This window comes from Herbaspirillum sp. BH-1 (assembly GCF_002870055.1).
GTDB lineage: Bacteria > Pseudomonadota > Gammaproteobacteria > Burkholderiales > Burkholderiaceae_D > Herbaspirillum > Herbaspirillum frisingense.
Window position 1 is genome coordinate 131322 of the sequence record NZ_PKOI01000001.1, and the last position, 26717, is coordinate 158038.

A 26717-nucleotide genomic window follows, 5' to 3' on the forward strand; every position below is an offset into this window, starting at 1 on the left:
GAAACCGCACCATGAACACCCTCGCCGCCGCTGACAAGTACCAAGCCGTCGACAGCCTGCTCGACAGCGCCCTGCAGGAAGACCCGGCCAATGGCATCTTCCGCTGCCGTCGTGACATCTTCACCAACCCCGAGCTGTTCGAGCTGGAGATGAAGCACCTGTTCGAATCGAACTGGGTCTACCTGGCCCACGAGAGCCAGATTCCCGAAATCAATGATTACTACACCACCTGGATCGGTCGTCAGCCGGTGGTCATCACCCGCGACAAGACCGGCCAGTTGAACGCCGTCATCAATGCCTGCGCCCACAAGGGCGCCATGCTGTGCCGTCGCAAGCACGGCAACAAGAGCAGCTTCACCTGTCCCTTCCACGGCTGGACCTTCGGCAACAACGGCAAGCTGCTCAAGGTGAAGGATGAGAAGACCACCGAATACCCGATCTCCTTCAACAAGGACGGCTCGCATGACCTGACCCGGGTGGCGCGCTTCCAGAGCTATCGGGGCTTCCTCTTCGGCAGCCTGTCGGAGGACGTGCTGCCGCTGGAAGAGTACCTGGGCGAGACCCGCGTGATCATCGACCAGATCGTCGACCAGGCGCCCAACGGACTGGAAGTCCTGCGCGGCAACTCCAGCTACATCTACGACGGCAACTGGAAGATGCAGATGGAAAACGGCTGCGACGGCTATCACGTCAGCACCGTGCACTGGAACTACGCGGCCACCATGGGCCGCCGCAAGGAAGGCGGCACCAAGGCCACCGACGCCAACAACTGGAGCAAGGCGGTGGCCGGCGTCTATGGCTTCGAGAATGGCCACATCCTGTTGTGGACCAATACCCTCAACCCGGAAGTGCGCCCGATCTGGAACCAGCGCGAAGAACTGGCCGCCCGCGTCGGCCAGGCCCGCGCCGACACCATCGTGGCCCAGACCCGCAACCTGTGCCTGTATCCCAACGTGTTCCTGATGGACCAGTTCGGCACGCAGATCCGCGTGGCCCGTCCGATCAGCGTGGACAAGACCGAGATCAGCATCTTCTGCTTCGGCCCCAAAGGCGAGAGTGATGAAGACCGTCGGCTGCGCATTCGCCAGTATGAAGATTTCTTCAATGTCTCGGGCATGGGTACCGCCGATGACCTGGAAGAATTCCGCGCCTGCCAGGCCGGTTATGCCGGTTCGACCGTGCGCTGGAACGATATGAGCCGTGGCGCCCCGCTGTGGAAGCAAGGCCCCGACGAGAACGCCCGCAGGATGGGCATGAACCCCAAGTTGAGCGGCGAGCGCAGCGAGGATGAAGGCCTGTTCGTCTGCCAGCACCACTACTGGACCGAGCAGATGCGCAAGGCGGTCGTCAAGGAGCGCGCCGCCGCAGACCAGGCAGCCCGGGAAGGAGCCCAAGCATGAGCAACACCATCGACCTGGGCGCGGTATGCGCCTTCCTCTATCGCGAGGCACGCCACCTGGATGAGCGTGAATGGGAACCCTGGCTGGAACTTTACGCCCCCGATGTCGAGTACTGGATGCCGGCCTGGGATGACGACGACCAGCTGACCCAGGACCCGCAGCGCGAAATCTCGCTGATGTACTACGCCAATCGGGAAGGCCTGGAAGATCGCGTGTTCCGCATCAAGACCGAGCGTTCCAGCGCCTCCATGCCGGAGCCGCGCACCAGCCACATGATTGCCAATGTGGAAATCCTAGCCGAGCGGGATGACGCCGTGGACGTGCGCTACAACTTCCACACCCTGTCGCACCGCTACAAGATCACCGACCAGTTTTTCGGGACGGTGCTGGCCACGCTCAGGAAGAGCGCGGGCGCCCCAGGTGGTTTCGTCATCGCCCGCAAGAAGATCGCACTGAAGAACGACTATATCCGCCAGGTCATCGACGTCTATCACGTCTGAGACCGGCGGCAGGAGACAGCAAATGAGCAGCTACCGCATCGCCCTCAACTTCGAAGACGGCGTCACCCGCGTCATCGATTGCGGCCCCAAGGAAAAAGTCCTGGACGCCGCCTTCCGCCAGCGCATCAACCTGCCCATGGATTGCTCCGATGGCGTATGCGGCACCTGCAAGTGCCGCGCCGAGAGCGGTCGTTACGACCTGGGCGATGACTACATCGACGATGCCCTGAGCAGCGACGAGGCGCAATCCGGTCTGGTGCTGACCTGCCAGATGGTGCCGCAGTCGGATTGCGTGGTGGCCGTACCGGTCGCCTCCACCGCCTGCAAGACCGGCACCGCCCGCTTCGGCGGCAAGGTGGCCCAGGTTACCGGGTTTGCCGGTGCCGCCTTCGAACTGGTGCTGGAGGTGGCAGCCGATGCGCCCGGTTTCCTGCCGGGGCAGTACGTCAACATCGGCGTGCCGGGCAGCGACCAGCATCGCGCCTACTCCTTCAGTTCGGCCTCGGGCGCTGCGCGCATGAGCTTCCTGATCAAGAACGTGCCGGGCGGCCTGATGAGCAGCTGGCTGGCCACTGCCCGGCCGGGTGATGCACTCGACCTGACCGGGCCGCTGGGCAGCTTCTACCTGCGACCGGTGACCCGGCCGGTGCTGATGCTGGCCGGCGGTACCGGCCTGGCGCCTTTCCTGTCGATGCTGGAAGAGATGCTGCTCCAGGGCATCGACCAGCCGGTGCACATGATCTACGGCGTCACCCGTGACCAGGACCTGGTGCTGGTGGAGCGCCTGGAAGACTATGCCCGCCGCCTGCCCGGCTTCAGCTTCACCACCTGCGTGGCCGATGCCGCCACCGCCCATCCGCGCCAGGGTTACGTGACCCAGCACATGCCGGCCGAGGTGCTGCACGATGGCGCGGTGGATGTCTACCTGTGCGGGCCGCCGCCGATGGTGGAGGCGGTGCAGAAGCACTTCCAGGCCCAGGGCATGTGCCCGGCCAGCTTCTATTACGAGAAGTTCGTCACCAGCCAGCCGGCCCCGGTGGCGGTGGCAGCATGAGCGGGGCCGCCATGAAGGCCCGCTTCCAGGGCAAGGTGGTGGTGGTCACCGGCGCCGCCCAGGGCATCCTGCGCGGGGTGGCGCTGGCCATCGCCGCCGAGGGCGGGCGGGTGATGCTGGTGGACCGCGCCGAGTTCGTCCATGAGGTGGCGGCCGAGGCGCAGGACGGGCGCGGCATCGGCTTCGTCGCCGATCTGGAAACCTATCAAGGCGCCCAGGCCGCCGTGAGTGAGGCCATCACCCGCTTCGGCCGCATCGACGTGCTGATCAACGGCGTGGGCGGTGCCATCCGCATGCGACCCTTCGCCGAATTCGAACCCTCCCAGATCGATGACGAAATCCGCCGTTCCCTCATGCCCACCCTGTATAGCTCGCATGCGGTGCTGCCGCACATGCTGCGGCAGGGCGCGGGGACGATCGTCAATGTCTCCTCCAATGCCACGCGCGGCATACGGCGCGTGCCGTATTCGGCCGCCAAGGGGGGCATCAATGCCGTGACCACCGCGCTGGCCATGGAATACGGCGAGCGCGGCATCCGCGTGGTGGCGACCGCTCCCGGCGGCACCCAGGCCCCGCCGCGTCGCGTGCCGCGCAATGCCGAGGGCGACAACGCCCGCGAGCTGAGCTGGATGCAGGAGGCGATACAGCAGGTCATCGGCTCCACCTTCTTCAAACGCTACGCCACGCTGGAAGAGCAGATCGCTCCGATCCTCTTCCTCGCCTCCGATGACGCCAGCTACATCACCGGTGCCGTCCTGCCGGTGGCCGGCGGCGACAACGGCTGATCCACCTGATCCACACCATTCGCACCATTCACAGATCACGGAGCCAAGCCATGCCAGAGCGCCAGGCCATCATTCCCAAGGGAATGGAAGACGTCTACGAAAAGATCGGTTATGCCCCCGGCGTGCTGGTGGGCAGCACCCTGTATGTGTCCGGCCAGATCGGCCGCAATCACGCCATGCAACTGGTGGAGCCACGCGAAGCCCAGATCGTGCAGGCCTTCGAGAACCTCAAGCAGGTGCTGGAGACCGCCGGCGGCACGCTGGACGATATCGTCGACCTCACCAGCTTCCACACCGACATGCGCGACCTGCCGCTGTTCATCAAGGTGCGCAACCGTTACCTGACGCGCTACCCGCTGCCGGCCTGGACCGCCATCGGCGCCCACATGCTGGGCGGCGCACCCGGCTACATCGTCGAGATCAAGGCGGTGGCGCATCTGCGACACGAGGGGACCAGGCACTAGGCAACGGCAGTACCGGATACACAAGACACAACAACGTACAACAACGGACTACAACCGAAACGACGGAGGAGAACCCTATGAAGACCCTGGAAGTGAGCCAGATCATCGACGGCGCGCGCTTTACCAAATTCCACTGGATGGTGATGTGCCTGTGCGCATTGCTGCTGGTGTTCGACGGCTATGACCTGTTCATCTACGGCGCCGTGCTGCCGGTGCTGATGAAGGAGTGGAGCCTGTCGCCGGTGCAGGCTGGCGCACTGGGCAGCTATGCCCTGTTCGGCATGATGTTCGGCGCCTTCATCTTCGGCCCGCTGGCCGATCGCATCGGTCGCAAGAAGGGCGTGGCGATCAGCTTCGTGCTCTTTAGCGTCTCCACCTTCCTGAGCGGCTTCTCGACCTCGCCCACCGAGTTCGGCGTGTATCGCTTCCTGGCCGGTCTGGGCTGCGGCGGCCTGATGCCCAATGCCGTGGCGCTGATGAACGAGTACGCGCCCAAGCGCTTGCGCAGCACCCTGGTGGCCATCATGTTCAGTGGTTATTCGCTGGGTGGCGTGCTGTGTGCCGGCCTGGGCATCTGGATGCTGCCCAACTTCGGCTGGCAGTCGATGTTCTTCGCCGCCGCCGTGCCGCTGGTGCTGCTGCCGCTGATCCTGTGGAAGCTGCCGGAATCGGTGGGCTTCCTGCTGCGCCAGGGCAAGCATGAGCAGGCGCGCGCCATGCTGGCGCAAGTCGCCCCGCTGGCCGGCATCGCTGCCGATACGCAACTGGTGCAGGCCGAGGCCAAGGGTGCCGGTGCACCCATGCTGGACCTGTTCAAGCAGGACCGCAGCGTCGGTACGCTGATGATCTGGGTGTCCTTCTTCTGCTGCCTGCTGATGGTGTATGCACTCGGTTCCTGGCTGCCCAAGCTGATGGCCAGCGCCGGTTATAGCCTGGGTTCCTCGCTGTCCTTCCTGCTGGCCCTGAACTTCGGTGGCGTGGTCGGTGCCATCGGTGGCGGCTGGCTGGGCGACCGTTTCACCCTGCCCAAGGTGGTGATCAGCTTCTTCGCCGTGGGGACCGTGGCCATTGCGCTGCTGGGCTTCAACAGCCCCACGCCGGTGCTGTACCTGCTCATCATCGTGGCGGGCGCCACCACCATCGGCACGCAGATCCTGCTGTATGCCAACACCGCACAGTTCTACCCGCTGGCGATCCGTTCCACCGGTCTGGGCTGGGCCTCCGGCGTGGGCCGCTCGGGCGCCATCGTCGGCCCCTTGCTGGGCGGTGCGCTGATGGCGGCAGCCCTGCCGCTGAAGATGAACTTCCTGGTCTTCGCCATCCCTGGTCTGGTGGCGGCGCTGGCGATCGGCATCTTCATGCTGCGCTACCGGCATGCCGGCCAGGGCGCCAGTGCCCACAGTGTCGGCGCGAGCGGCGTGTCGCCAGCATCGGTGTCGCGCAGCGTTTAAGATCGCAACTTCAGGACGGCGGCTCGGCGCTGCGATGGTTTGGCCATCGCAGCGCCTGGCCTTTTGAACATTAGGGGGGGGCAGGACACAGCCGGCTCCCTCCCGTGTCGTTGCCTGTCGCTTGAGGGCAGGCAGCATGCAGCAAGGAACGATTCATGGTCCATCGACAAGGCTCGCTCACGGCGTGGGTGGCCGGTTTCCTGGCAGTACTGATTTCCTATGCAGGGCCGCTGGTGATCTTCGTGCAGGCCGCGCACGCCGGTCAGGTCTCGACCGCGCAACTGGTGTCGTGGGTCTGGGGCATCTCCATGGGGGCGGGGGTGAGCGGCCTGCTGTTGAGCTGGTGGTTCCGGCTGCCCATCATCACCGCCTGGTCGGCCCCCGGGACGGCACTGCTGCTGAGCCTGTTCCCCGGCATCAGCATGCCCGAGGTGGTGGGGGCCTATGTGATGGCGGCGCTGCTGCTGATCCTCATCGGCGTGACCGGTTACTTCGAGAAAATCCTGGCCTTCATCCCCAAGGGTATCGCCGCCGGCATGATGGCCGGCATCCTGTTCCAGTTCGGCGTGCAGGCCTTCCGCTCCAGCGTGGAGGCACCTCTGCTGGTGCTGGTCATGCTGGCCGCCTACCTGGCCGGGCGCCGCTGGTGGCCGCGCTACGGCATCGTGGTGGTGGCGCTGGTGGGTTTCGCGGTGGCCTTTGCCAGTGGTCGCACCCATCTCGGCGAGCTGGGGCTGGAACTGGCGCAGCCGGTCTTCATCGCACCGCAGTTCAGCCTGGGCGTGTTCTTCAGCTTTACCATCCCGCTCGTGCTGGTGAGCCTGACCGGACAGTTCCTGCCCGGCATGGCGGTGCTGCAGCTGGCCGGCTACCATCCGCCCACCCGCGCCGTGGTCACCGGCACCGGCCTGGCCTCGCTGGTGACCGCCTGCTTCGGCGGCATCACCATCGTCCTGGCGGCCATCACGGCGGCCCTCTGTACCGGCAAGGATGCGCATCCCGAGCCCGGCAAGCGCTACCTGGCCGGCATCGCCAATGGCGTGTTCTATCTCATCGGCGGTACCTTTGCGGCTTCCATCGTCAAGTTGTTCACCGCCTTCCCCAAGGAATTGATCGCCGCACTGGCCGGTCTGGCCCTGATCGGCGCCATCGTTTCCAACATCCGCCTGATGAGCGAGGAGGGCGGCTATGTCGAACCCTCCGTCATCACCTTCCTGGCCACGGCCTCGGGCATGAGCCTGTTCGGACTGGGCGCGGCCTTCTGGGGCGTGGTGTTCGGCATGGCCGCCTATTGGCTGATCGGACACCCCAGAAAAACAGCTTGAGCTGCATGGAGACTGCAATGCAAAAAAATACCGGATATTCCGACCCCTTCGCCCCCCTGGCCAGCGAGATCCTCGCCGTGGCACCCGGTCGCGCGCATGACCTGGCGCGACTGCGGGTGCTGGCGCAACGGGCCGCGCCCGCCACGGTGACCGTGGTGGGCAAGTACAACCACGGCAAGAGCCGCCTGTTGAACGAACTGATGGGCAGCGACGTCTTTGCCGTCGCCGACCGCCGCGAGACGGTGCGCCTGTCCGAACACCGGCATGCCGATGTGCGCTGGCTGGATGCCCCCGGGCTGGACGCCGACGTGGCCGAGCAGGACGACAGCCATGCCCAGGAGGCGACCTGGCTGCAGGCCGATATCCGCCTGTTCGTGCATGCCGCCAAGGAGGGCGAACTGGATGCGGCCGAGCGCGCGCTGTTGCAGGCCCTGCGCGACGACCAGCAGCGCACGCGTCGCCAGACCCTGTTCGTACTGACCCAGGTCGACCAGATGGCCGACGAAGCGCAACTGGAGCGGGTAAGCAACGCCATCGCCGCGCAGGCGCCGGGCTTGACGCTCCATCCGGTGTCGTCCACGCGCCACCGCAGCGGCATCGAAGGCGGCAAGAAGCTGTTGCTGGAAAAGAGCGGCATCCCCGCCCTGCAGGCCTGGCTGCGCGATGTCACGGCACAGGTCCCGGCGGCGCGGCGCCATGAGCGCGCGCTGCTGCTGGACGAGATCGACCAGCAACTGCAGCACCAGCAACGCAGCGCGCAAACACAGTTGCAGGCACTGCGGCAACAGCAGCACCAGCAGCGCCAGGATTTCGAACAAGGCCTGGAGGCGGTGCTGGACAAGGTGCATCAGGACCTGCTGCCGGTGCTGGAGGTGGAAGGCGACGACCCGGCCCTGGTGCCGGACACGGCCGCCGACGAATTCAAGCTCACCGCCGGCAAGCGCGAGCGGGCGCGCATCCACGTCGCCTATTCGCGGGCCTGCATCGCCATCCGCGCCCATCTCATCAAGCACGGGGTAGAGGGCTTGCCGGCCGATCAGCGGACCTCGGTCACCAGCCTGGATACGGTGATGGTGGCCGTCATGGGCATTTCCATCAAATACCGCGCCGACCTGCGCCGCCGTTTCTGCGAGCCGGTCGGACGCGGGCAGATGACGCAGTCCTTCCTGCACTACTACGAACTGTCGGAAGATCGCCAGGCCTTGGTGCAGGCGGTGGCGCACGCCGACGCCGAGCTGCATGCCGTCACCCGCGCGGCAGACGCGCTGGAGCAGTTGCGCGCGGTGGAGCTGGCATGAAGACGTCGGAACAGCGTTTCATCGACATTATTGGCAGCTCCGGCAGCTCCGGCAGCTCCGGCAGCTCCGGCGGAGCCGAAGCGGATGTGGCAACCCTCCTCGCCGCGTTGCGCGACTGGCTGGCCTCGCTGGATGTGGCGCTCACGGCCGGCCGGATCGAGGCCGGTGGCCTGCAACCCGGCAGCGTGCTGGCGCAGCGCATCGGCGCCCTGCATCAGGCACTGGCGCAGCAGCATCAGCAGCGCGAAGCCCAATGGCTGGCACTGGCACCGGCACGCGCCCTGGCGCAGCGCTTCGAGGGCAAGCTGATGGTGCTGGTGTTCGGCAAGTTCAATGCCGGCAAGAGTTCGCTGTGCAACTTCCTGGCCGAACGCTTCCGGCAGCATGGGCAGGCGGTGCAGTATTTCCATCTGCAGGGCGGCCAGCTGCTGGCCTCGGACGAGGCCTTCCACGAGGGCGCCACCGAGACCACGGCGCGCCTGCAAGGGGTGTGTCTGGGCGATGGACTGGTCTTGCTGGATACCCCCGGCCTGCATTCGGCCACCGATGACAATGCGGCCCTGACCCAGCGCTTCCTGGACAGTGCCGATGCGGTGCTGTGGCTGACCAGTTCGACCTCGCCGGGACAGGTGCAGGAACTCGACGAATTGGCCCGCGAACTGCGCCGGGGCAAGCCACTGCTGCCGGTGGTGACGCGCAGCGATGTGATCGACGAAGACGAAGTCGATGGCCAGATCGTCAAGTGCCTGCGCAACAAGTCCGACGCCAACCGCGCCGACCAGGAAGCCGATGTCGGCCACCGCGCCGCCGACAAGCTGCAGGCGCTGGGCGTGGCGGCGGCCCAGCTGAAGCCGGCGGTGTCGGTCTCGGCCTACGTGGCGCGCAGCACGGGCGCCGATGCAGAGGCCATGACCGGCGCCGGTTTCGAGCGTCTCTATGCGGCCCTGCTGGAACTGCTGGCCCCCGCGCTGGCCTATCGCGCCCGCAAGCCGGCCGAAGTCCTGCTGCATCATTTTCAGGAGGAGGTGGAAGCCCCCTTGCTGAACCAGACCATGCCGGCCCTGACTGCCCTGCGCCAGCAGGTGCAAGAAGAACTGGACAGCCTGCCGGCCCGGCAGGCGCGTCTGGTGCAACAGGCCTGGCGCGAGGTGATGCCGCAGCTGGCCGATCTGCTGGAAGCGCATGCCGGGGTGGCCGATGTAGCGGCAGTGGTGGCTGCATTGAACGCAGCCCTGCAACAGGCGGCCACCCAACACGCCCAGGCCTGCCTGGACAGTCACATCTTGCCCACCCTGGAGAGCGCGCTGCACCTGCCGGCCGATCTTGGCTACGACAGTGCGCCGACCGATGGCTTGCCAGCCGCATATGAAAAGCTGTACGAGACCCTGGGCGCCGCCGTGCAGGACAGCCTGCAGCGCATGGCCGGTGACCTGGCCGAGCGCTGCGCGGCCGGCCTGCAGGCGCTGGATCAGGCGCTGCAGCACAAGCAGCAGATCATCCTGGACGGCCAGCGCCGCCTGGGCCAGATCGCGTCCCTTCTGCGTGGCCTGCACGCAGGCGCGAGCCAATTGCGTGAACCGGCGCAGGAGGTGTGACCACGCTTGAGCGCATGTACGGCAGGACCATGGCAACACCCCTATAAAAAACGATAAACGCAGCATCAGGGAGGAAAGCAGCATGTGGAAGAACAATCTCAAACGGCTATGCCTGGCCGTATCGATCATATCGGTCGTCTTGATCGTCGGCGCCGGCTGGCGCCTGTTCAACGCCGCCCATGACGTGGGTGCGCAGGCGCTGGCCTTGCTGTTGCCGCTGGCGGCGCTTGGTCTGCTGATAGGCGGTACTGGCCTGCGCGGACGCGGAACGGAGTTGGCGGTGGCGCAGATGCTGCCGCCGGCCACCGAGCTGGTGCCGCCGCTACCGGTGGAGCAGGCCAGCCAGGGCTACATGGTTGCCGAAGCCGGCATGCAGGATCTGCATGCGCGCGTGCAGGATCTGGTGGCCCTGCTGGAGCAGACCATCGCCGACATGGCACGCGCCGGCGTGGTGGCGCGGCAATCCGGTGGCAGTGTCGACAGCGCGGTGGCCGCCGTGCAGCAGACGGTGACGGCGGTGGCCACCATCAGCCGCTATATCGATGGTTCGCTGCAGACCTACCGTGCCCTGGTGGAGCAGGCTGCGACCATCGGCAAGATCGTCGAGACCATCCATGAAATCGCCAGCCAGACCAATCTGCTGGCATTGAACGCGGCCATCGAGGCGGCCCGTGCCGGCGAGAGCGGGCGCGGCTTCGCGGTGGTGGCGGCCGAGGTCAAGCGGCTGGCCGGCCGGGTCGGGCAATCCAGCAAGGAGATCGGCAAGATCGCCACCTCGCTGAGCCAGTCTTCCGGCAGTGCCCTGCGCGAGGCCGAGGCGGCGGCCTCGCAGGCCGCGCTCGGGCGCCACAGCGCGGACCAGGCGCATGTGGCGATGGCCGATGTCATCGATGGCGCCCGCAAGCGTGTGGCCATCGTCGGCGGCATCAACGACGCCCTGGCACGGCAGTCGCAGGTGGCGGCGGGTCTGTCGCAGCAAGTGCAGCTCCTGTTGCAGCAGGGAACGGCGCGGGTGTTGCGCATCGATTGAGCGGCGTGCGGGTGGAATCTTTTGCGGGGTTAAGGATCAGTTAAGTCTATGTCACTAGAGTGAATCTGACGGCGCCAGCTCGACAGTGGCGTCGTGATTCGTCTCTTGATCCTTCAAGTCTTCATCTACGTACAAGGAGAGCCATCATGGATATCAACAAGATCACCGCCATCAGCGCCATCGTCTTCGGTCTGGCCGGCATGGCGGCCCCTTTTGCACAGGCCCAGACCCAGGATACCCAGGGTAGCGTGGCCTACATGAACGGCGGCATCGGCGCGGGCGAACAGAGCAAACTGCGCGAGGCGGCCAAGGACTACAACCTGCGCCTGCTGTTCTCCGAAGCCAAGGATGGCGCCTATGTCAGCAACGTCAAGCTCAGCGTCAATGACAGCCAGGGCAAGACCGTCTTCAGCCTGCCCGGCGCCGGCCCGATGACCAATCTCAAGTTGCCGGCCGGTCACTACGAGGTGAAGGCGGACTACAACGGCGTCACCAAGACCAGCAAGGTGGAGGTGGGCCAGAAGCCGACTTCGCTGAGCTTCAACTGGGCGCATCAGGACAACTGAACAGGTCCTTGCTGACGCAAAAAAGATCCTGTGTGTTTCCACACAGGATCAATGTGTCCAACACAGACACAAGGGAACCGTCCAGGCCAGTCCGCGCTTCAGCGCGGCGACAGGCGTCGTCCCAGCCACATCAGGCCGCCGTTGCAGGCCAGGGCGAAGACTGACAGCAGCAATGCCACCGCCATGATGGTGCGGATGTCGCCCAGGTTCATGGCATTGGTCAGCAGGAAACCCAGTCCGCGCTGCGAGGCGAACATCTCCCCGATCAGGACCCCCAGCAGCGTCAGCGAAAACGCCAGGCGCAGGCCGGCCGTGATTTCCGGCAGGATGGCCGGCAGCACGATATGCAGCAGCGACTGGCGGCGCGTCAGCCGCATCGACTGGCCGGCGCGCAACAGCACCGGGCGCATCTGGCGGATCGCATTCATCGTGAAGACCATGATGGGGATGATGCCGTGCATTACCCCGAAGGCCACCTTGGCCGACAGGCCCAGCCCGAACACCAGCAGCACCAGCGGATAGAGCGTGACCTTGGGGATGGCGTACATGTTCAGGAGGATGGGTTCGGAGACATCGCGCGCCATCCGGTTCACGCCCAGCAGCAGGCCCGCCGCCAGGCCGCCCACCAGCCCGATCAGCAGGGCGTAGAGCAGGGCCTTGCCGGTTTCCAGCGCATGCAGCCAGAACTCGCTGGTCTGCATCATGCTGCCCAGGGTCAGCACGGCCTGCCCCGGCGAAGCCAGCGCACTGCCGCCATTGATCCAGTACAGGCCCTGCCAGGATACGGCCAGGCCGGCCGCCAGCAGGGCGTAGAGCAGCGGGGTTTGCATCTCGCGCATCGGTTTCATGGCTTGTCCTTTCAGCGCCGCAGGCGCGCCTGCAGGCGACGGTCCAGCGCGTTCAGCAGGAGGTTGACGAGGGTCACGCTGGCCAGCACCAGGAACATCAGCGCATACATGTCGTTGTTCTCGAAGTTGTTGTAGGCATAGCCGATCGCATAGCCTATCCCTGAGCCCGAGAGGATGAACTCAGAGGCGATCACGCCGATGAAGGCATAGGCCACCACCAGCTTCACCCCGGTAAAGAGGTAGGGCAGTGCCGCCGGCAGCTTCACGCGCACCGCCGATTGCCAGGGTGTCAGCCGCAGTACCCGGGCGGTCTTGTGCAGGGCGCGCGGGATGCGGTCCAGCCCGTTGAGGGTGGCGGTGATCATGGTGACGATGGCCAGCAGCACGGCGATGGCGATGATGGGCGCCGAGCCCACGCCGAAGAGCACGATGAAGACCGGATAGAAGATGAAGGTCGGCACCGCGTAATAGCTGGCCAGCAGGGGTTCGATAGCGCTGCGCAGGCCCGGCAGCGCATGCAGCAGCAGGCCGCAGATGAACCCGAGGATCACCGCCAGTACCGTGGCTGCGCCGATGTTGGCCAGGCTGATGGCGATGTCCTTGTCGAACTTGCCCTCGCGCAGGATTTCCCAGGCGTGGCGGGCCATGGCCGAGGGCGCGATCATGGTGGTGGGCTGGATGAGGCCGCTGCGGCACAGCAGTTCCACCAGCCCGATCAGTACGATCACCACTGCAATGCGGACCAGGCCATCGAGCTGGTGTGCCGACCTGCGCGCCGGGCTGGCGGCAGCGGTGTGAGCAGAGCTTGCTTCAGCCATGGCTGGCTCCCATTACCTTCAACGACTCCACCCGCAGGCGCTCCCACAGGCGGGCATTGACCTCGCCGAAACGTGGTGTGGAGACCACCCGGCTATCGCGGTCACGCGGCCAGCCGGTCTCGACGATGTCGATGAACAGGCCCGGCCGCGAGGACATCACGCCGACCCGGTCCGACAGCATGGCCGCTTCGTCCAGCGCGTGGGTGATCAGCAGCACCGTGGCGCCGGTCTCGCGCCACAGGCGCAGCAGTTCGTCGCCCATCAGCAGGCGGGTCTGCTGGTCCAGCGCGCCAAAGGGTTCATCCAGCAGGATCAGGCGCGGCTGCTGCACCAGCGTGCGGGCGATGCACACGCGCTGGCGCATGCCCCCCGAGAGTTGCGCCGGGTAGGCCGTGGCGAAATCCTTCAAGCCCATGAAGGCCAGCGCGTAGTCGACCCGGCGCTTGATCTCGGCGCCCTCCATGCCACGCATGCGCAGCGTGAAGGAGATGTTGTCGCGCACGTTCAGCCAGGGGAAGGACGCGTCTTCCTGGAACACCACGCCCACGCCATCGGGCACGCCCTTGACCTCGCGGTTCTCGAACTGCACCGTGCCGTCGGAGGGCGAGGCCAGGCCCGACAGGGTATCGAGCAAGGTGGACTTGCCGCAGCCGGAAGGGCCGACCACCGAAAAGAACTCGCCCTGGTAGAGCGTCAGGTCGATCGGGCCGAGCGCATGGAAGACGCTGCCGGCCTTGCCGAACTTGCGGGTGACACCCTGCAGCACGGCGTGCGGCACGCGGGGCGTGGTGGCCGGGCTGTCCTGCAGCAGGGCCTCGGCGGCCAAGACGGTGTGTTCACTCTTCATGGCGGACTCCCTCACAGCTTGCTCTTGACCTTGATGGACGGCGGCAGCATGCTGCTGTCGATGAGCTTGTCCCATTCCACGTTGTCCTTGATCTCGCCGATCAGCTTGAGGCCGTCGGTCATGCGGTCCAGTTCGGCCTGGTCGAAGTCGCCCTCGCTCCACATGCGCGCGCGCACCATGTTGTCCACCGCTTCGCGCGCCACCTCCGGGCTGAGCTTGAAGCTGCTCTCCAGCAGCTTCGCGGCGGCGGCCGGATCGCGGTACACCGCCCGCACGCCTTGCTGGCGACCTTCGATGATGGCGCGGATGGTCTCCGGATGGGCCTTGGCATAGGCGCGGGTGGTGATGCCCACCGAGGTGGTCATCGGTTGCAGCACCTCGCCGGCACTGTAGACGGTGCGGTACTTATCCTTGCGCACGATGGACAGTGGTTCGATCAGTACCGCCGCAGCCACCGAACCCTGCTCCAGCATGGTCAGGCCGTTGATGTAACCGCCCGAGGCCACGCGCTGCACCTGGGCCGCATCCACACCCTTGGCCTTGAGTGCCATCAGCAGCAGCATTTCGGACACGCCCTTGGGCGAGGTGATGGCGACCTTCTTGCCGGCCAGGTCGGCGATGCTCTTGACGGGGGAGTTGGGCATGGTCACGGCCGACGCTTCAGCCACGCTGCGGGTGCCGGTATTGACGATGACCACGTCCAGCCCCTGGCGCTGTGCGGCCAGCGCGGCCGAGACCGCCACTTCGCCATACGGCAGCTTGCTGGCCAGGATGTTGCGCACCGTGGTGCCGCCGCCGCCAGAGGTGAGGATGCCGGTGATATCCACCCCGGCCTTCTTGAAATAGCCTTGCTCGATGGCAATCGCATAGGGCAGGCCGTAGAGGCTGGTGCCCCATTGCGTGACCGAGATTTCTTCGGCGCGGGCCAGACCGGGGAGGGCGACTGGTACAGCCACTGCAACCAGGGCAGCACTGAGAGACACTACAGCTTGCAGGTTCTTGCAAAAGCTTTTCATGATTTCCTCGACACGTGATGGACACTGCAATCGGATACTCGCAAGGGGCGTACCTGCAAGCACTTGATGCTGTCAATGCAAACGACGTGCCAAGCTTAGATATCGATCAAAAAATCGTCTGAAAGTCCTTTTGCAGTCTGCAAAATATAGTTAGATATCTTAGAACATGTGTCGAAGGAGATGCATGGCCGACAAGCCACGGCGCTTTCTCCGATGGTGCAATTATGCTGCCCGCCCGTCACTTGCTGGTGCGTCTGCACAGGGATGGGGCAGCGCCGGGGAGGTTCAGCCCAGCCCGGAAGCCAGGCGTCCGACCTCCTGGGTGGAGGGCATGCGCTTGCCGGATTCCACCGCCTGGCGCTCGTCCCGCGCCAGGTTCAGGGCCATGGCGATGAGCACCTTGCGGGTGGTCTCCAGCTCTTCCTCGCTGATGCCCTCCAGGCTCAGGTCGTTGACGTCCTGGGCCAGCGGCACCAGCTTCTTCTTCAGGGCGCGGCCCTGCTTGCTGAGGAAGACGTGGACCTTCTTCTTGTCGCCCGGGAGATGGGTGCGCTCCACGTAGCCGATGGCTTCCAGCGACTTGAGGGCGGTGGCGGTGGTGGCCTCGCTCACGCCGGCCCGCTCGGCCAGGTCGCGCTGGGACAGGCCGTCGTGTTCCCACAGCACGCGCAGGATGGTCCAGTGGCCGTAGCTGACCGCATGCGGCGCCAGGCGGATCTGCAGGCTGCGGATGAAGGCACGCGCCGCATCCTTGACCAGGTGGGCGACGCGTTCGGCGGCCAGGGCCTGTAGCGCCTGTTCCAGTTCATCCGGTTCATCTTGTTCGACCGGGGCGGCGGCCAGTGGCCGGGATCGTGTGGCTTTCATCATTTCATCAGAAATCTAAGATAACGCAATCATACCCATTTGCAGCCCGCTCAGGGAGGGCAGGGTTAGCCACCGTGACAGGCTGGCCTGCATCTTGCATAATCGTAGATATCGAAGAATATTTTCGGGGTCATGATGTCTCTCGCCACTGCCATCGATCAGGTCGTACTGTCCAGCTGGGATGAGTTCGCTGCCGCCAGCGACCAGCTGGAGGGCTGGGTATTCCGTGGCCAGGCCGATCATCGCTGGCCGCTGGTCAGTTCGCTGACCCGGCACCTAGCGCGCTATTGCCCCGATCCCTCGTTGTGGCCCCTGCGCGAGGAGCGGGCGATCCGCGTATTCCGGCGCAAGGCCCATGTCTTCCTGCATGACGCGGCGGTGCTGGACGATGACCTGCGCTGCCTGGCGCTGATGCAACACCATGGCGCGCCGACGCGGCTGATCGATTTCACCAAGTCCCCCTTCGTGGCGGCCTTCTTTGCCATGCAGCAACTGCATGGCGATGCCGCCGTCTATGCGCTCAATACCCCGGCCCTGTGGAAGGCGGCGCCGCGCTTTGATCCGACGCTCAACCGCGAAGCCATCGACCTGCGCAAGCCCGACAGCTACCAGCGTTATTTCGCCGGCAACGCCTTGCCGCTGGTGTGGTTCGGTGAACCCAACCAGATGGATGCGCGCCTGGTGGCGCAGTCCGGCATCCTGGTGGTGCCGGGCACGCTGGAGGCACCGCTGGAGCGCCTGCTGGCCGGCTACGAGGCCAGCGAACCGCTGATCCGCAAGTTCATCCTGCCGGCGGCGTTGCGCGAGCCGGCGCTGCGGGCGCTGTACCGGATGAACATCACCGCCGCCACGCTCTTCCCCGGCCTGGATGGCCTGGCCCGCTCCATCGACTACGAGCTGGAGATGGTGTGGGAGCAACTGATCGTCGATTACCAGTCCAGGCTGGGCAAGAGCTGAACCCGACGTTGCCACCGCGTCCCTTTTTCCAGGAGTCCTGAACACCCTGCATCACATCCGCCGCTCCGAAGTCCGTTCTTAAATAGTTCGATATCTAACTTAATTGTAGTCGCTATTCCAGTTGCCATTCATTTCGGGGCCAGCCAGCCCCTCACCACGCCAACGAAAGGATTCACCATGTACGACCATTACGCCACCGAAAAACTGATCGACCTGTGGCTCTCCGAAGACATCGGCGCCTGCGACCTGACCGCGCAGACCATGATCGAGCCGGACGAGCAGGGCCATTTCGTCATGAATGCCCGTGAATCCCTGATCGTGTCCGGCATCGAGGTGGCCGCCCGGGTCTTCCGCAAATACGACGCCACGCTGGCGGTACAGGTGCATCACGCCGACGGCAGCCGGGTCGAGGCCGGTGCCATCCTACTGACCGTCAAGGGCAATGCGCGCAGCGTCCTGACCGCCGAGCGCACCGCACTGAACCTGGTGCAGCGCCTGTCGGGCATCGCCAACGAGACCGCCCGCTACGTGGCCGAGATCGCCGGTACCCGGGCGCAGCTCATCGACAGCCGCAAGACCACCCCCGGCCTGCGCATGCTGGAAAAGCACGCTGTGCTCTGCGGTGGCGGCCTGAACCACCGCCTGGCGCTGGACAACGGCGTCATGATCAAGGACAACCACATCGCCGTCTGCGGCAGCATCAAGGAAGCAGTGGCCCGGGTGCGTCGCAAGCTGCCGGTACTGACCAAGCTGGAAGTGGAATGCGACCGCGTGGAACAGGTGCGCGAGGCGCTGGCCGCCGGGGTGGACGTGATCATGCTGGACAACATGTCCCTGCCCGACATGCGCGAAGCGGTCGGCATCGTCGATGGTCGCGTCAAGGTCGAGGCCTCCGGCGGCATCCGCCTGACCACCATCCGCCCGGTGGCCGAGACCGGGGTGGATTACATCTCCACCAGCAAGATCACGCAATCGGCGCCGGCCGTGGACATCGGCCTGGACGAAGCATGAGCCCGGCCAGCACGGCGCCCGGCACCTTCTTCCTGGTGGTCGGCCCCAGCGGGGCCGGCAAGGACACCCTGATGAGCGGCGCCCGCGAGGCGCTGGCCGATGCGCCCTATGTCTTCGCCCGCCGCGTGATCACGCGGCCGGCCGGTGCCCCCGGTGAAGACCATGACGCCGAGACCGAAGCCGGCTTCGCCGCCCGTGCAGCGGCGGGCGAATTCCTGCTGACCTGGCAGGCGCACGGCCTGTCCTATGGCCTGCCGGGTCAGTTGCTGGCCGAGCTGGCAGCGGGTCGCCACGTCGTGGCCAATGGCTCGCGCGCCACCGTGGAAGCGCTGGCGCAGCGCCTGCCCAGCCTGGTGGTGGTGGAAATCTCGGCCCCGCCCGAGGTGCTGGCGCAGCGCATTGCCGGGCGCGGGCGCGAGGATCATGCGCAGATCCTGGCGCGCCTGCAGCGCCAGGTCGACCCAGCGCCGCCCGGCATCCTGCGCCAGACAGTGGCCAACGACAGCGATACCGCCACCGGCATCGCCCGCCTGCTGGCGGTATTGCGCGCCCCCTTGCAACATTGCGTGGTGCGCGCCGCGCCGGTGGAGACCGGGGAGGAGGCGGTGGCCTATGCCCATCCCCGCCACTGGGCGGCCGGCACGCGCCTGCGCCTGCGCGCTGCGACCGGTGCCATGGTCGACGTGCGCATCCATCATTGGCCCGACGGCGGCCACGACGCTAGCCCCTGGCTGGCGCTGCCCGCAGGCTTGCGCCAGCGCCTTGGATCGGCTCAGACGGTGCAGGCCTTGCGCCTGCTGGCCCCGGCCAGCCGTCCCTTGTGGAGCCGCAAGCTGCGCGGTGAACGCCTGCCGGCGCATCAGTACCAGGCCATCCTGCAGGATGCCGTCGATGGTCGCTACAGCACCACCGAGCTGACCACCTTGCTGGTCTCCATCACCGGTGGCCTGGATGCCGAAGAAACCCTGGCGCTGGCCCAGGCACGCAGCCGCATGGCCCGGCGTATCAGCTGGGACGAGCCCATGGTGGTCGACAAGCACTCCCTGGGCGGTGTCCCCGGCAGCCGCATCACGCCCATCGTGGTGCCGATCGTGGCGGCCTGGGGGCTGGCCATGCCCAAGGCGTCCTCGCGCGCCATCACCTCGGCCGCCGGCACAGCCGACACCATGGCCCTGCTGGCCAATGTCGACCTGGATGGCGAGGCCGTGCGCCGCTGCGTGCGCCAGGCCCGGGCCTGCATCGCCTGGAATGGTCGCATCAGCCATTCCGTCATCGACGAGGTGATGAACCGTATCACCCGGCCCTACGGGCTGGAGACGGCGCACTGGTCGGTGGCCTCGATCCTGTCCAAGAAGGCGATTGCCGGCGTCACCCATCTGGTGGTGGATGTGCCGTACGGTCCCTATGCCAAGCAGCAGACGCTGGAACAGGCGCAGCAGTTGTGCCGACTGTTCGAACAGGTAGGGCAGGGGCTGGGCATGCAAGTGCGGGCGCTGGCCACCGATGGCAGCCAGCCCATCGGGCGCGGCATCGGTCCGGCACTGGAAGTGCGTGATATCCGCCAGGTTCTGGCGGGCGATCCACAGGCGCCGCAGGATTTGCGTGCCAAGGCACTGCTGTTCGCGGCGCATCTGTTGTCCTTCGATCCGCGTCTGGGGGAGGTCGACGTCGCCTTGCAAAAGGCCACCGAACTGCTGGACAGCGGTGCGGCCCAGGCCGCGCTGGCGCGCATCATCGCCGCCCAGGGGCCACCCCAGGTGGAGGCCGCGCCCTGCGCCGAGGTCTTGACCTGGCATGCCAGCCAGGCCGGCGTGATCAGCCAGGTCGATGGCTGGGCCATCGCCGGACTGGCGCGTACCGCCGGCGCTCCGGCGCATCCGGGGGCGGGGCTGGACTTGCTGTGCCGGGTGGGTGAGCGGGTGCAGTCCGGGCAGGCGCTGTTGCGGGTGCATGCCGCCAGCGCTGCGCACCTGGAGCTGGTCGGTGCCGAACTGCAGGCTCTGGCCAGTCCGGTGGTGTTGGTCGGCCACTGAAGGCTGGACGGAAATGGCAGCGGCGCCCCGTACGCGGGGCGCCGCTGCAATGTCACGCTCAATGTCCGGCTTGTGCGCGAGAGCGGGCGATGCTCTCCGGCACGCCTTCCCAGGCCGGCTTGCCGGTGGCGAACTCGCTGCGCAGATAGGCCAGCAGATCACCCACCTGGGCATCGCTGAAGCTGTTGGCAAAGCCCGGCATGTAGCCCAGCGCCGGATTGGCCGGTTCGCGGATGCCGTGCAGGATGACGTGGATCAGATTGTCCGGGGTGTCGCTGTGCAGGTTGGTATTGACCCGCAACGAGGGCCGCACGCCGAACAGTGTCGGTCCCGTTCCTTCGATGTGACAGGCCGCGCAGGCACCCTGGAACAGCCGCTTGCCATTGGCCTGCGACAGCTTCTGGCTCTCGTTGAGGCTGCTCGTGGTGATGGGTGCCGGTGTTGTGGTGCTGGTGGTCGGCGCCTGGAACGAGGCCAGGTAATGCGCGATGGCGCGCACGTCGCCGGCCGGCAGTTGCGCCAGTTCGGCCACCACCGGCGCCATCGGTCCGGCGGCAATGCCGTGGCGGTCCGAGAAGCCGCTGCGCAGGTAGCTGAACAGTTCATCCTCGGTCCAGGGCGTGGGCGACTTCGACAGCGCCGTCAATGCCGGGGCTTCCCAGCCATCGACCGTGCCGCCGCCCAGGTACTGGCGTCCGCCCTGTTCCGCGCCCAGGGCATTGCGCGGCGAATGGCAGGCGGTGCAGTGACCGGCGCCTTCCACCAGATAGGCCCCGCGATTCCACAGGGCCGAGCGGTCCGGGTCGGGCTGGAACACCTCATTCTTGTGGAACAGCAGATTCCAGCCGGCCAGCAGCGGACGCATGTTGAAGGGGAAGCGCAGATCGTTTTCCGGCGGCGTGCTGGAGACCGCCGGTTGGGCCATCAGGTAGGCGTACAGCGATTGCATGTCGGCTTCGCTGATCTTGGCGAAGGCGGTGTAGGGGAAGGCCGGGTAGAGATGTCGTCCGTCGCGGTGGATGCCTTCGCGCATGGCGCGTTCGAAGGCGGTATAGGACCAGTTGCCGATGCCGGTCTTTTCATCGGGCGTGATGTTGGTGCTGAAGACGGTGCCGAACGGCGTCTGCAGGGCATGGCCGCCGGCATTGGCGACCCCGCCCGGGGCCGTGTGGCAGACCGCGCAATCGCCGGCCAGCGCCACCCGGCGCCCGCGTTCGATGGTGGCGGCCGAATACAGGTCGGCCGCAGGCCGCGCCACCGGTGCGATCTCGGCGCGCCAGGGCATTGCCAGGGTCAGCGTGGCGCCCAGTGCCGCCGCTGCCACCCCCAGCCAGCCGTATTTGCGCAGGCGGCGCCAGCCGCCCGGCCGCTGGCCCGAACCCTCTTGATGTTCCAGTGCCAGCCTGATCTGCTCACCCGAAAACGGCGCCTCGCGCAGACGTACGCCGGTGGCGGCATGGATGGCATTGGAAATCGCCGCCGCCGCCGGCAGCGTGAAGGCGCCGCCCGCCTTGAGCTGGATGTCGCGCAGCGCCGGCGTGGTGCCGCCATCGATGAGGTCGACCTGGGGCAGGCTGGCGCTGGCCTGGCCCGGCAGGGGGCGCAGTTCGCGTGACCAGGCATCGAAGCCCTGGTCCGGCGCCAGCGTCTGCGCCATCGCCAGTCTGGCCTGTTCGCCCAGCAGGGCGCGTTGTTTTTCATCGAGCAGATCGTCAGCGGCATGGGCGGCGGCCGCTGTCGTCCCCGCGCGCTGGTCGTGGCCGGCAGTGACCCGGGTCACGCTCAGTTCTCCGGAGGCGCGGTCGTATTCCACATCGGCCACCCAGGCCGACCAGCTCTGTACCGGCTGGCCCTGTTCCTGTTCCAGCGTGCTGGCATAGGCAAAGCCGCGTCCGCGCAGGATGTCGCCCTGCACCTGCCGGGCCGGACCGTTCCAGCCCGCGCCCTCGGCGACCGAGCGCACCAGCGCCGCGCCATGCGCATCGGGCAGGTGCTGCAGACGGTATTGCACGGCGTCCTCGCCGATGCGCTGGGCCAGTTCATCGAAAAAGATTTCCTGCGCGAAGGTGCTCGCCGCCAACGGGATTGCGGCGCCTTGCGGCCCGATGATCTCCAGCGCCTGCCAGTCGTAGGGCGAGGCCAGGGCGGCGCCGTCGCGCGGGTCGCTGGCATCCTCCAGCGCATAGGCGGTTTCCGTCAGCAGCCAGGCCAGCGGCGGCGGCGGGGCGTCCTGTTCGATATGCAGGTGGTAGCTGCCGAGGCGGCCATCCTGGTCCAGTTCGCCATGCAGCTGCAGCGAGGTGGGGCTGCTGGCGAAGTTGGTCGGCTCCAGCACCAGCGAGACGGCCTGCCCGCATTGCAGGGCCAGCAGCGCCACCACGCCGGCCACGTCGCTGGCGGCGCTGCGCTCCTGCGCGCTGGCCGGCGGGCGGTGGCTGCGTACCTCCACCTGGGCCACGGGCAGGGACAGCAGGGCCGCCACTTCCATGGCGATCAGCGCGGGATTGCCGAAGGGCAGGTCCAGTCGCAGGTTTGCGCCCATCGGGCTGGCCATGGCGACGATGCCGGTGGCGGGGAAAGGGGACGATGACAGGGTAGAGGATGCGGATTCCCCATCGCGCCACTGGTAGTGGGCGTCCATGGTGATGTCGTGCAGGCCGCTGGAATCCTGGCCGCGGGCATGCAGTGTCTGCGCGGCGCGCACGCGTGGGGTGCCGTCCTGCGGCGTGGCGTCGCTCCAGCGCAGGCGCAACTGGCTGCATGCCTGGCGGGCCTGTTCATCGCTGTCGGCCACGACAGCCACCAGATGCCGGCGCTGCACCACCTGTGGTGCGCCCGGGCAGCGCAGCGCGGCCTCGCTGTCGAGGCCTTGCAGCCGGGCGCCGGTGTAGAGGGACTGCTGCCAGTCCAGTCGCGGCGGCAGGGCCAGGCGGGCGTGACGCAGGGAGGCTGCGCCGCCGGTGGCCAGCGGGCCGGCCATCTGCCGGGGCAGGGGCGCACTCATTGCGCCGCACCCTGGCGCTGCAGTTCGACCGCGCGCAGGGCGGCGCGCATGATTTCCACATGGGTGCCGCAGCGGCAGAGGTTGAAGTCCAGTTCGCTGCGGATCTCGTCCTCGGTCGGGCTGGGCGAGCGCAGCAGCAGGGCCTTGAGGGTCATGATCATGCCGTTCATGCAGTAGCCGCATTGCGCGCCCTGCTCATCGATGAAGGCCTGCTGTACCGGGTCCAGCCGTCCCTCCTGGGCCAGGCCGTCCAGCGTGGTGACGTTGCGTCCGGCCACCCCGGCCAGCGGGATCACGCAGGAGCGGGCCGCCACGCCATCGACCAGCACGGTACAGGCACCGCACTCGCCCAGGCCGCAGCCGAATTTGGGGCCGTTCAGGCAAAGGTCGTTGCGCAATACGTTCAGCAGCGGCGCGTCGGCGGCAATGTCCAGCGTGGCCGCATGGCCGTTGACGTGGAAGGTGATGGGTTCTTGCTTGTGCATGGTCTCTGGTGTCGTGGTGCCATAGGGCCTGTTCACACTAAATCTGCGAGTGCGAGAGGTCGTCAAGCGTTGTCTGCCTAGGCGCAGCGACGCGCCGTAGTGGTGCTACGGCAAGGAGCTGCAACAACGGCAGGCGACGCTTGCCGGCCTCTCCCGGAGGGTTGCGCCCAGAAGGCGCGCTAGCGGCGTTGCACGGTAAGGCTGGTGGCACCACCACCAGCCTTGCCGCGCGCCTTGCCACCACGCCTTCTGGGCGCAACGCATCTCGCAGATTTAGTGTGAACAGGCCCTACGAGGGCCTTGCCTTGGATCTCTATCGTCAGCGCATGAAGCATCCTTCATGCCAATGCGCTTGCAGCGGCCAGTATGCCCGCCTGCGGACAGGCTGTCCCGCAGCCTCGCCCGGCCTTGTTGAAAAACAGTGTACACACTCAATAATGCCAAGTAAATCACGAATTTCCATGCTGCATTGCGCGGTCTCGAACTGGTGCGGTCGGGCGTCTAAAACTCCCGTATTTGGTGCTGCATCGCACATAAAAGGGGATTTGGCTGGCGCTGCTGGTGCGCCGGAAAATCCCGGTTGCAAAGATCGTGGAAATGATTAAATATAGTGTATGCATTACAAATTAGCGAACTTCGCATGACCATGGCAGATCAAGGAGAACCTCACATGCAGCAGCGTCTTTACCGTATCGGGCAAATCGTCCCCAGTTCCAACACCACCATGGAGACCGAGATCCCGGCCATGCTGACGGCACGCCAGGCGATCCGCCCCGAGCGCTTCACCTTCCACTCCAGCCGCATGCGCATGAAGAAGGTGGTCAAGGAAGAACTGGCTGCCATGGATGGTGAATCCGACCGCTGTGCCGTCGAGCTGTCCGATGCCCGCGTCGATGTGCTGGGCTATGCCTGCCTGGTGGCCATCATGGCCATGGGCCGTGGTTATCACCGCCAGTCCGAGCAACGCCTGACCGCCCACACCGCCGCCAACGGCGCCGATGCCCCGGTGGTCACCAGTGCCGGCGCGCTCATCGATGCGCTCAAGGTCATCGGTGCCAAGAAGATCGTGGTGGTCGCGCCCTACATGAAGCCGCTCACCGAGCTGGTGGTGGACTACATCCGCCACGAAGGCTATGAGGTGCTGGACTACCGTGCCCTGGAAATCCCCGACAACCTCGACGTGGCCCGGCATGACCCGGCCAGGCTGCCGGCCATCGTGGCCCAGATGGATACCAGCCAGGCCGACGCCATCGTGCTGTCGGCCTGCGTGCAGATGCCCTCGCTGCCGGTGATCGCGCAGGTCGAGGCGATGACCGGCAAGCCCGTCATCACCGCCGCCGTGGCCACCACCTACGCCATGCTCAAGCGCCTGGAGCTGGACCGCATCGTGCCGGGTGCCGGCGCGCTGCTCTCCGGCGCCTACTGAGAGGGGCCGCCATGCAGAGCAGCTTCCTCTACGGTGCCAACATCCTGGCCAACGGCATCCGCCAGCATTACCTGCGCTTCGGCGGCAAGGATGGCGAGCGTGCCGGTCGCGACGCCGTCATCATCGTCCCCGGCATCACCAGCCCGGCAGTGACCTGGGGCTTCGTCGGCGAACGGTTTGGCCAGCAGTTCGATACCTATGTGCTGGACGTGCGCGGCCGTGGCCTGTCTTCGGCCTCGGAGACGCTGGACTACAGCCTGGATGCGCAGGCGGCCGACGTCATCGCCCTGGCCGAAGCGCTTGGCCTGGAGCGCTATGCAGTGGTCGGGCACTCCATGGGCGGACGCATCGGCGCCCGCGCCGCCAGCCAGCAGCCACGCGGCCTGACGCGGCTGGTCATGGTCGATCCGCCGGTCTCCGGCCCGGGGCGTCGCGCCTATCCCTCCAAGCTGCCCTGGTACGTGGATTCCATGCGTTTGGCGCGCGAAGGTTATTCGGCCGAGCAGATGCGCGCCTTCTGCCCGACCTGGACCGAACAGCAACTGCAACTGCGTGCCGAGTGGCTGCACACCTGCGACGAGCGGGCCGTGATCGCCAGCTTCGAGGGCTTCCATACCGATGATTTCCATGCCGACCTGCCGGCCCTGAAACTACCGGTGATGTTGATGCAGGCCTCGCGCGGCGACGTCATCCTGCCCGAGGACGTGCAGGAACTGCAGGGCCTCTTGCCGCAGCTGGTGGTGAGCCGGGTGGAAGACGCCGGCCACATGATCCCCTGGGACAACGAGGCCGGCTTCTACGCCGCCTTTGGCGACTTCCTCGGCGCGCCGCTGTAAGGGCCGCGTTCATCGCAAGACCGATTGCAAAGGAGAACACCATGGCCGTCAGCGACCATGACCTGATCAGCGCCTGGAAAGAGGTGCTGACCCTGTCGAAGCTGGAGTCGGGACAGATCGTCACCGTGCTCACCAGCAGCAGTACCCATCCGCAGACCCTGTCCACCGCCATGACCGCCGCCGCGCTCATGGGCGCCACCGTCAATCGGCTGGACCTGCCGCCGGTCAATGCCGAGAAGGCCCTGAGCCGCGACTCGCTGGCCTATCTCGGCACCACGCCCCTGACCGGCAACCGCGCCGCCATCGCCGCCCTCAAGGAAAGCGACCTGGTGCTGGACCTGATGACCCTGCTGTTCTCGCCCGAGCAGCATGAAATCCTCGCCACCGGCACCAAGATCCTGCTGGCCGTGGAGCCGCCCGAGGTGCTGGTGCGCATGGTCCCCAGCGCAGACGACCGACGCCGCGTGTCGCAGGCGGCGCGTCTGCTGGAGGGCAAGCGCGAGATGCACATCACCTCGGACGCCGGGACCGACCTGCGCTGCCCGCTGGGCGAATTCCCGGTGATCCAGGAATACGGCTTCGTCGATCAGCCGGGACGCTGGGACCACTGGCCCAGCGGCTTCGTGCTGACCTGGCCCAATGAGCGCCAGACCAACGGCACCCTGGTCATCGATCGCGGCGATATCCTGCTGCCCATGAAATGCTATGCCCAGGAAGCCATCGTGGTGACGGTCAAGAATGGTTTCGTCACCGACATCGAGGGCGGCCTGGATGCCGAGCTGCTGAGCGACTACATGGCCTCCTTCAAGGACCCGGAAGCCTATGCCATGTCGCACATCGGCTGGGGCCTGCAACCGCGCGCGCAATGGTCCACGCTGGCCATGTACGACCGCGAAGCCACCATCGGCATGGATGCCCGCGCCTACGAAGGCAATTTCCTGTTCTCCTTCGGCCCCAACAACGAAGCCGGCGGTAGCCGCACCACCGCCTGCCACATCGACATCCCCCTGCGCCGTTGCACGGTGGCGCTGGATGGCACGCCGGTGGTCAAGGACGGCAAGGTGCTGGACGGCTTCGTCTACGGCAATTCGCAATGAGGCC

At 66.4% G+C, this 26717-nt stretch carries 24 protein-coding genes; 17 read left to right on the top strand and 7 right to left on the bottom strand.

Features of this window, described 5'->3' with window-relative positions; genetic code table 11:
- Positions 1-11 precede the first annotated feature (11 nt).
- The 11 genes from HBH1_RS00650 (at position 12) to HBH1_RS00700 (ending at position 11468) form a co-directional block, all read left to right on the top strand.
- Positions 12-1400, top strand: a complete 1389-nt coding sequence (locus HBH1_RS00650; RefSeq protein WP_102661190.1) for a Rieske 2Fe-2S domain-containing protein — start codon at positions 12-14, stop codon at positions 1398-1400.
- Positions 1397-1900, top strand: coding sequence for a benzoate 1,2-dioxygenase small subunit (gene benB, locus HBH1_RS00655; RefSeq protein WP_102661191.1), 504 nt, complete (start codon positions 1397-1399; stop codon positions 1898-1900). The genes HBH1_RS00650 and benB overlap by 4 nt, the downstream gene beginning before the upstream one ends.
- 22 nt (positions 1901-1922) lie before the next feature.
- Entirely contained in the window at positions 1923-2954 is a 1032-nt protein-coding gene (benC, locus tag HBH1_RS00660; RefSeq protein ID WP_102661192.1) for a benzoate 1,2-dioxygenase electron transfer component BenC, read from the top strand.
- Complete coding sequence (gene benD, locus HBH1_RS00665) at positions 2951-3739, top strand: benzoate diol dehydrogenase BenD (protein ID WP_102661193.1); 789 nt, start codon at positions 2951-2953, stop codon at positions 3737-3739. Before benC ends, benD begins: the two co-directional genes overlap by 4 nt.
- A gap of 50 nt (positions 3740-3789) precedes the next feature.
- Complete coding sequence (locus tag HBH1_RS00670; RefSeq protein ID WP_102661194.1) at positions 3790-4203, top strand: RidA family protein; 414 nt, start codon at positions 3790-3792, stop codon at positions 4201-4203.
- 77 nt (positions 4204-4280) lie between these two features.
- Entirely contained in the window at positions 4281-5654 is a 1374-nt protein-coding gene (locus HBH1_RS00675) for an MFS transporter (RefSeq protein ID WP_102661195.1), read from the top strand.
- A gap of 155 nt (positions 5655-5809) precedes the next feature.
- Positions 5810-6979 (top strand): benzoate/H(+) symporter BenE family transporter, encoded by a 1170-nt coding sequence (locus HBH1_RS00680; RefSeq protein ID WP_102661196.1) that lies wholly within the window; start codon positions 5810-5812, stop codon positions 6977-6979.
- Positions 6980-6996: 17 nt separating this feature from the next.
- Entirely contained in the window at positions 6997-8277 is a 1281-nt protein-coding gene (locus HBH1_RS00685) for a GTPase (RefSeq protein ID WP_102661197.1), read from the top strand.
- Positions 8274-9872, top strand: a complete 1599-nt coding sequence (locus HBH1_RS00690; RefSeq protein ID WP_102661198.1) for a dynamin family protein — start codon at positions 8274-8276, stop codon at positions 9870-9872. Before HBH1_RS00685 ends, HBH1_RS00690 begins: the two co-directional genes overlap by 4 nt.
- A gap of 82 nt (positions 9873-9954) precedes the next feature.
- The gene (locus tag HBH1_RS25590; RefSeq protein ID WP_102661199.1) at positions 9955-10902 is read left to right on the top strand and encodes a methyl-accepting chemotaxis protein; all 948 of its coding nucleotides are present in this window, start codon (positions 9955-9957) and stop codon (positions 10900-10902) included.
- Positions 10903-11048: 146 nt separating this feature from the next.
- Positions 11049-11468: a hypothetical protein gene (locus tag HBH1_RS00700; protein WP_006465065.1), complete on the top strand. Its 420-nt coding sequence runs from the start codon at positions 11049-11051 to the stop codon at positions 11466-11468.
- 98 nt (positions 11469-11566) lie between these two features.
- On the opposite strand, the gene HBH1_RS00705 is transcribed toward HBH1_RS00700, so the two are convergent.
- The 5 genes from HBH1_RS00705 to HBH1_RS00725 form a co-directional block, all read right to left on the bottom strand.
- The gene (locus HBH1_RS00705) at positions 11567-12316 is read right to left on the bottom strand and encodes an ABC transporter permease (RefSeq protein ID WP_039876815.1); all 750 of its coding nucleotides are present in this window, start codon (positions 12314-12316) and stop codon (positions 11567-11569) included.
- Positions 12317-12327: 11 nt separating this feature from the next.
- The gene (locus HBH1_RS00710; protein ID WP_102661200.1) at positions 12328-13134 is read right to left on the bottom strand and encodes an ABC transporter permease; all 807 of its coding nucleotides are present in this window, start codon (positions 13132-13134) and stop codon (positions 12328-12330) included.
- The gene (locus tag HBH1_RS00715) at positions 13127-13981 is read right to left on the bottom strand and encodes an ABC transporter ATP-binding protein (RefSeq protein ID WP_006465062.1); all 855 of its coding nucleotides are present in this window, start codon (positions 13979-13981) and stop codon (positions 13127-13129) included. Before HBH1_RS00715 ends, HBH1_RS00710 begins: the two co-directional genes overlap by 8 nt.
- 11 nt (positions 13982-13992) lie before the next feature.
- Positions 13993-14997 carry an ABC transporter substrate-binding protein gene (locus HBH1_RS00720; protein ID WP_102661201.1) on the bottom strand — a complete coding sequence of 335 codons (1005 nt, stop codon included), beginning with the start codon at positions 14995-14997 and terminating at the stop codon, positions 13993-13995.
- A gap of 285 nt (positions 14998-15282) precedes the next feature.
- Complete coding sequence (locus HBH1_RS00725; protein WP_102661202.1) at positions 15283-15864, bottom strand: MarR family winged helix-turn-helix transcriptional regulator; 582 nt, start codon at positions 15862-15864, stop codon at positions 15283-15285.
- Positions 15865-15999: 135 nt separating this feature from the next.
- Here HBH1_RS00725 and HBH1_RS00730 point away from each other — a divergent pair, with 135 nt between their 5' ends.
- The 3 genes from HBH1_RS00730 (at position 16000) to phnN (ending at position 19865) form a co-directional block, all read left to right on the top strand.
- Positions 16000-16821: an FRG domain-containing protein gene (locus tag HBH1_RS00730; RefSeq protein ID WP_233207481.1), complete on the top strand. Its 822-nt coding sequence runs from the start codon at positions 16000-16002 to the stop codon at positions 16819-16821.
- Between the two features lie 177 nt (positions 16822-16998).
- Positions 16999-17832, top strand: a complete 834-nt coding sequence (nadC, locus tag HBH1_RS00735) for a carboxylating nicotinate-nucleotide diphosphorylase (RefSeq protein WP_006465058.1) — start codon at positions 16999-17001, stop codon at positions 17830-17832.
- Positions 17829-19865 carry a phosphonate metabolism protein/1,5-bisphosphokinase (PRPP-forming) PhnN gene (gene phnN, locus HBH1_RS00740; RefSeq protein ID WP_102661203.1) on the top strand — a complete coding sequence of 679 codons (2037 nt, stop codon included), beginning with the start codon at positions 17829-17831 and terminating at the stop codon, positions 19863-19865. Before nadC ends, phnN begins: the two co-directional genes overlap by 4 nt.
- 58 nt (positions 19866-19923) lie before the next feature.
- Here the strand turns inward: phnN and HBH1_RS00745 are convergent, their stop codons facing one another.
- Positions 19924-22869, bottom strand: coding sequence for a c-type cytochrome (locus HBH1_RS00745; RefSeq protein WP_102661204.1), 2946 nt, complete (start codon positions 22867-22869; stop codon positions 19924-19926).
- Positions 22866-23354: a (2Fe-2S)-binding protein gene (locus HBH1_RS00750; RefSeq protein WP_102661205.1), complete on the bottom strand. Its 489-nt coding sequence runs from the start codon at positions 23352-23354 to the stop codon at positions 22866-22868. Before HBH1_RS00750 ends, HBH1_RS00745 begins: the two co-directional genes overlap by 4 nt.
- A 670-nt stretch (positions 23355-24024) precedes the next feature.
- Here HBH1_RS00750 and HBH1_RS00755 point away from each other — a divergent pair.
- The 3 genes from HBH1_RS00755 to HBH1_RS00765 are packed head-to-tail and all read left to right on the top strand — an operon-like array spanning position 24025 to position 26713.
- Positions 24025-24780, top strand: coding sequence for a maleate cis-trans isomerase family protein (locus HBH1_RS00755; protein ID WP_102661206.1), 756 nt, complete (start codon positions 24025-24027; stop codon positions 24778-24780).
- Positions 24781-24791: 11 nt separating this feature from the next.
- Positions 24792-25616, top strand: a complete 825-nt coding sequence (locus HBH1_RS00760) for an alpha/beta fold hydrolase (RefSeq protein WP_102661207.1) — start codon at positions 24792-24794, stop codon at positions 25614-25616.
- 41 nt (positions 25617-25657) lie between these two features.
- On the top strand, positions 25658-26713 hold the full coding sequence (locus HBH1_RS00765; RefSeq protein WP_102661208.1) for a 2,5-dihydroxypyridine 5,6-dioxygenase NicX family protein: 1056 nt from the start codon (positions 25658-25660) through the stop codon (positions 26711-26713).
- Positions 26714-26717 lie beyond the last annotated feature (4 nt).

Coding starts and splice junctions, on each gene's coding strand:
- HBH1_RS00650 (WP_102661190.1), top strand. CDS start 12: ATGAACACCCTCGCCGCCGCTGACAAGTACCAAGCCGTCGACAGCCTG.
- benB (WP_102661191.1), top strand. CDS start 1,397: ATGAGCAACACCATCGACCTGGGCGCGGTATGCGCCTTCCTCTATCGC.
- benC (WP_102661192.1), top strand. CDS start 1,923: ATGAGCAGCTACCGCATCGCCCTCAACTTCGAAGACGGCGTCACCCGC.
- benD (WP_102661193.1), top strand. CDS start 2,951: ATGAGCGGGGCCGCCATGAAGGCCCGCTTCCAGGGCAAGGTGGTGGTG.
- HBH1_RS00670 (WP_102661194.1), top strand. CDS start 3,790: ATGCCAGAGCGCCAGGCCATCATTCCCAAGGGAATGGAAGACGTCTAC.
- HBH1_RS00675 (WP_102661195.1), top strand. CDS start 4,281: ATGAAGACCCTGGAAGTGAGCCAGATCATCGACGGCGCGCGCTTTACC.
- HBH1_RS00680 (WP_102661196.1), top strand. CDS start 5,810: ATGGTCCATCGACAAGGCTCGCTCACGGCGTGGGTGGCCGGTTTCCTG.
- HBH1_RS00685 (WP_102661197.1), top strand. CDS start 6,997: ATGCAAAAAAATACCGGATATTCCGACCCCTTCGCCCCCCTGGCCAGC.
- HBH1_RS00690 (WP_102661198.1), top strand. CDS start 8,274: ATGAAGACGTCGGAACAGCGTTTCATCGACATTATTGGCAGCTCCGGC.
- HBH1_RS25590 (WP_102661199.1), top strand. CDS start 9,955: ATGTGGAAGAACAATCTCAAACGGCTATGCCTGGCCGTATCGATCATA.
- HBH1_RS00700 (WP_006465065.1), top strand. CDS start 11,049: ATGGATATCAACAAGATCACCGCCATCAGCGCCATCGTCTTCGGTCTG.
- HBH1_RS00705 (WP_039876815.1), bottom strand. CDS start 12,316: ATGAAACCGATGCGCGAGATGCAAACCCCGCTGCTCTACGCCCTGCTG.
- HBH1_RS00710 (WP_102661200.1), bottom strand. CDS start 13,134: ATGGCTGAAGCAAGCTCTGCTCACACCGCTGCCGCCAGCCCGGCGCGC.
- HBH1_RS00715 (WP_006465062.1), bottom strand. CDS start 13,981: ATGAAGAGTGAACACACCGTCTTGGCCGCCGAGGCCCTGCTGCAGGAC.
- HBH1_RS00720 (WP_102661201.1), bottom strand. CDS start 14,997: ATGAAAAGCTTTTGCAAGAACCTGCAAGCTGTAGTGTCTCTCAGTGCT.
- HBH1_RS00725 (WP_102661202.1), bottom strand. CDS start 15,864: ATGAAAGCCACACGATCCCGGCCACTGGCCGCCGCCCCGGTCGAACAA.
- HBH1_RS00730 (WP_233207481.1), top strand. CDS start 16,000: ATGTCTCTCGCCACTGCCATCGATCAGGTCGTACTGTCCAGCTGGGAT.
- nadC (WP_006465058.1), top strand. CDS start 16,999: ATGTACGACCATTACGCCACCGAAAAACTGATCGACCTGTGGCTCTCC.
- phnN (WP_102661203.1), top strand. CDS start 17,829: ATGAGCCCGGCCAGCACGGCGCCCGGCACCTTCTTCCTGGTGGTCGGC.
- HBH1_RS00745 (WP_102661204.1), bottom strand. CDS start 22,869: ATGAGTGCGCCCCTGCCCCGGCAGATGGCCGGCCCGCTGGCCACCGGC.
- HBH1_RS00750 (WP_102661205.1), bottom strand. CDS start 23,354: ATGCACAAGCAAGAACCCATCACCTTCCACGTCAACGGCCATGCGGCC.
- HBH1_RS00755 (WP_102661206.1), top strand. CDS start 24,025: ATGCAGCAGCGTCTTTACCGTATCGGGCAAATCGTCCCCAGTTCCAAC.
- HBH1_RS00760 (WP_102661207.1), top strand. CDS start 24,792: ATGCAGAGCAGCTTCCTCTACGGTGCCAACATCCTGGCCAACGGCATC.
- HBH1_RS00765 (WP_102661208.1), top strand. CDS start 25,658: ATGGCCGTCAGCGACCATGACCTGATCAGCGCCTGGAAAGAGGTGCTG.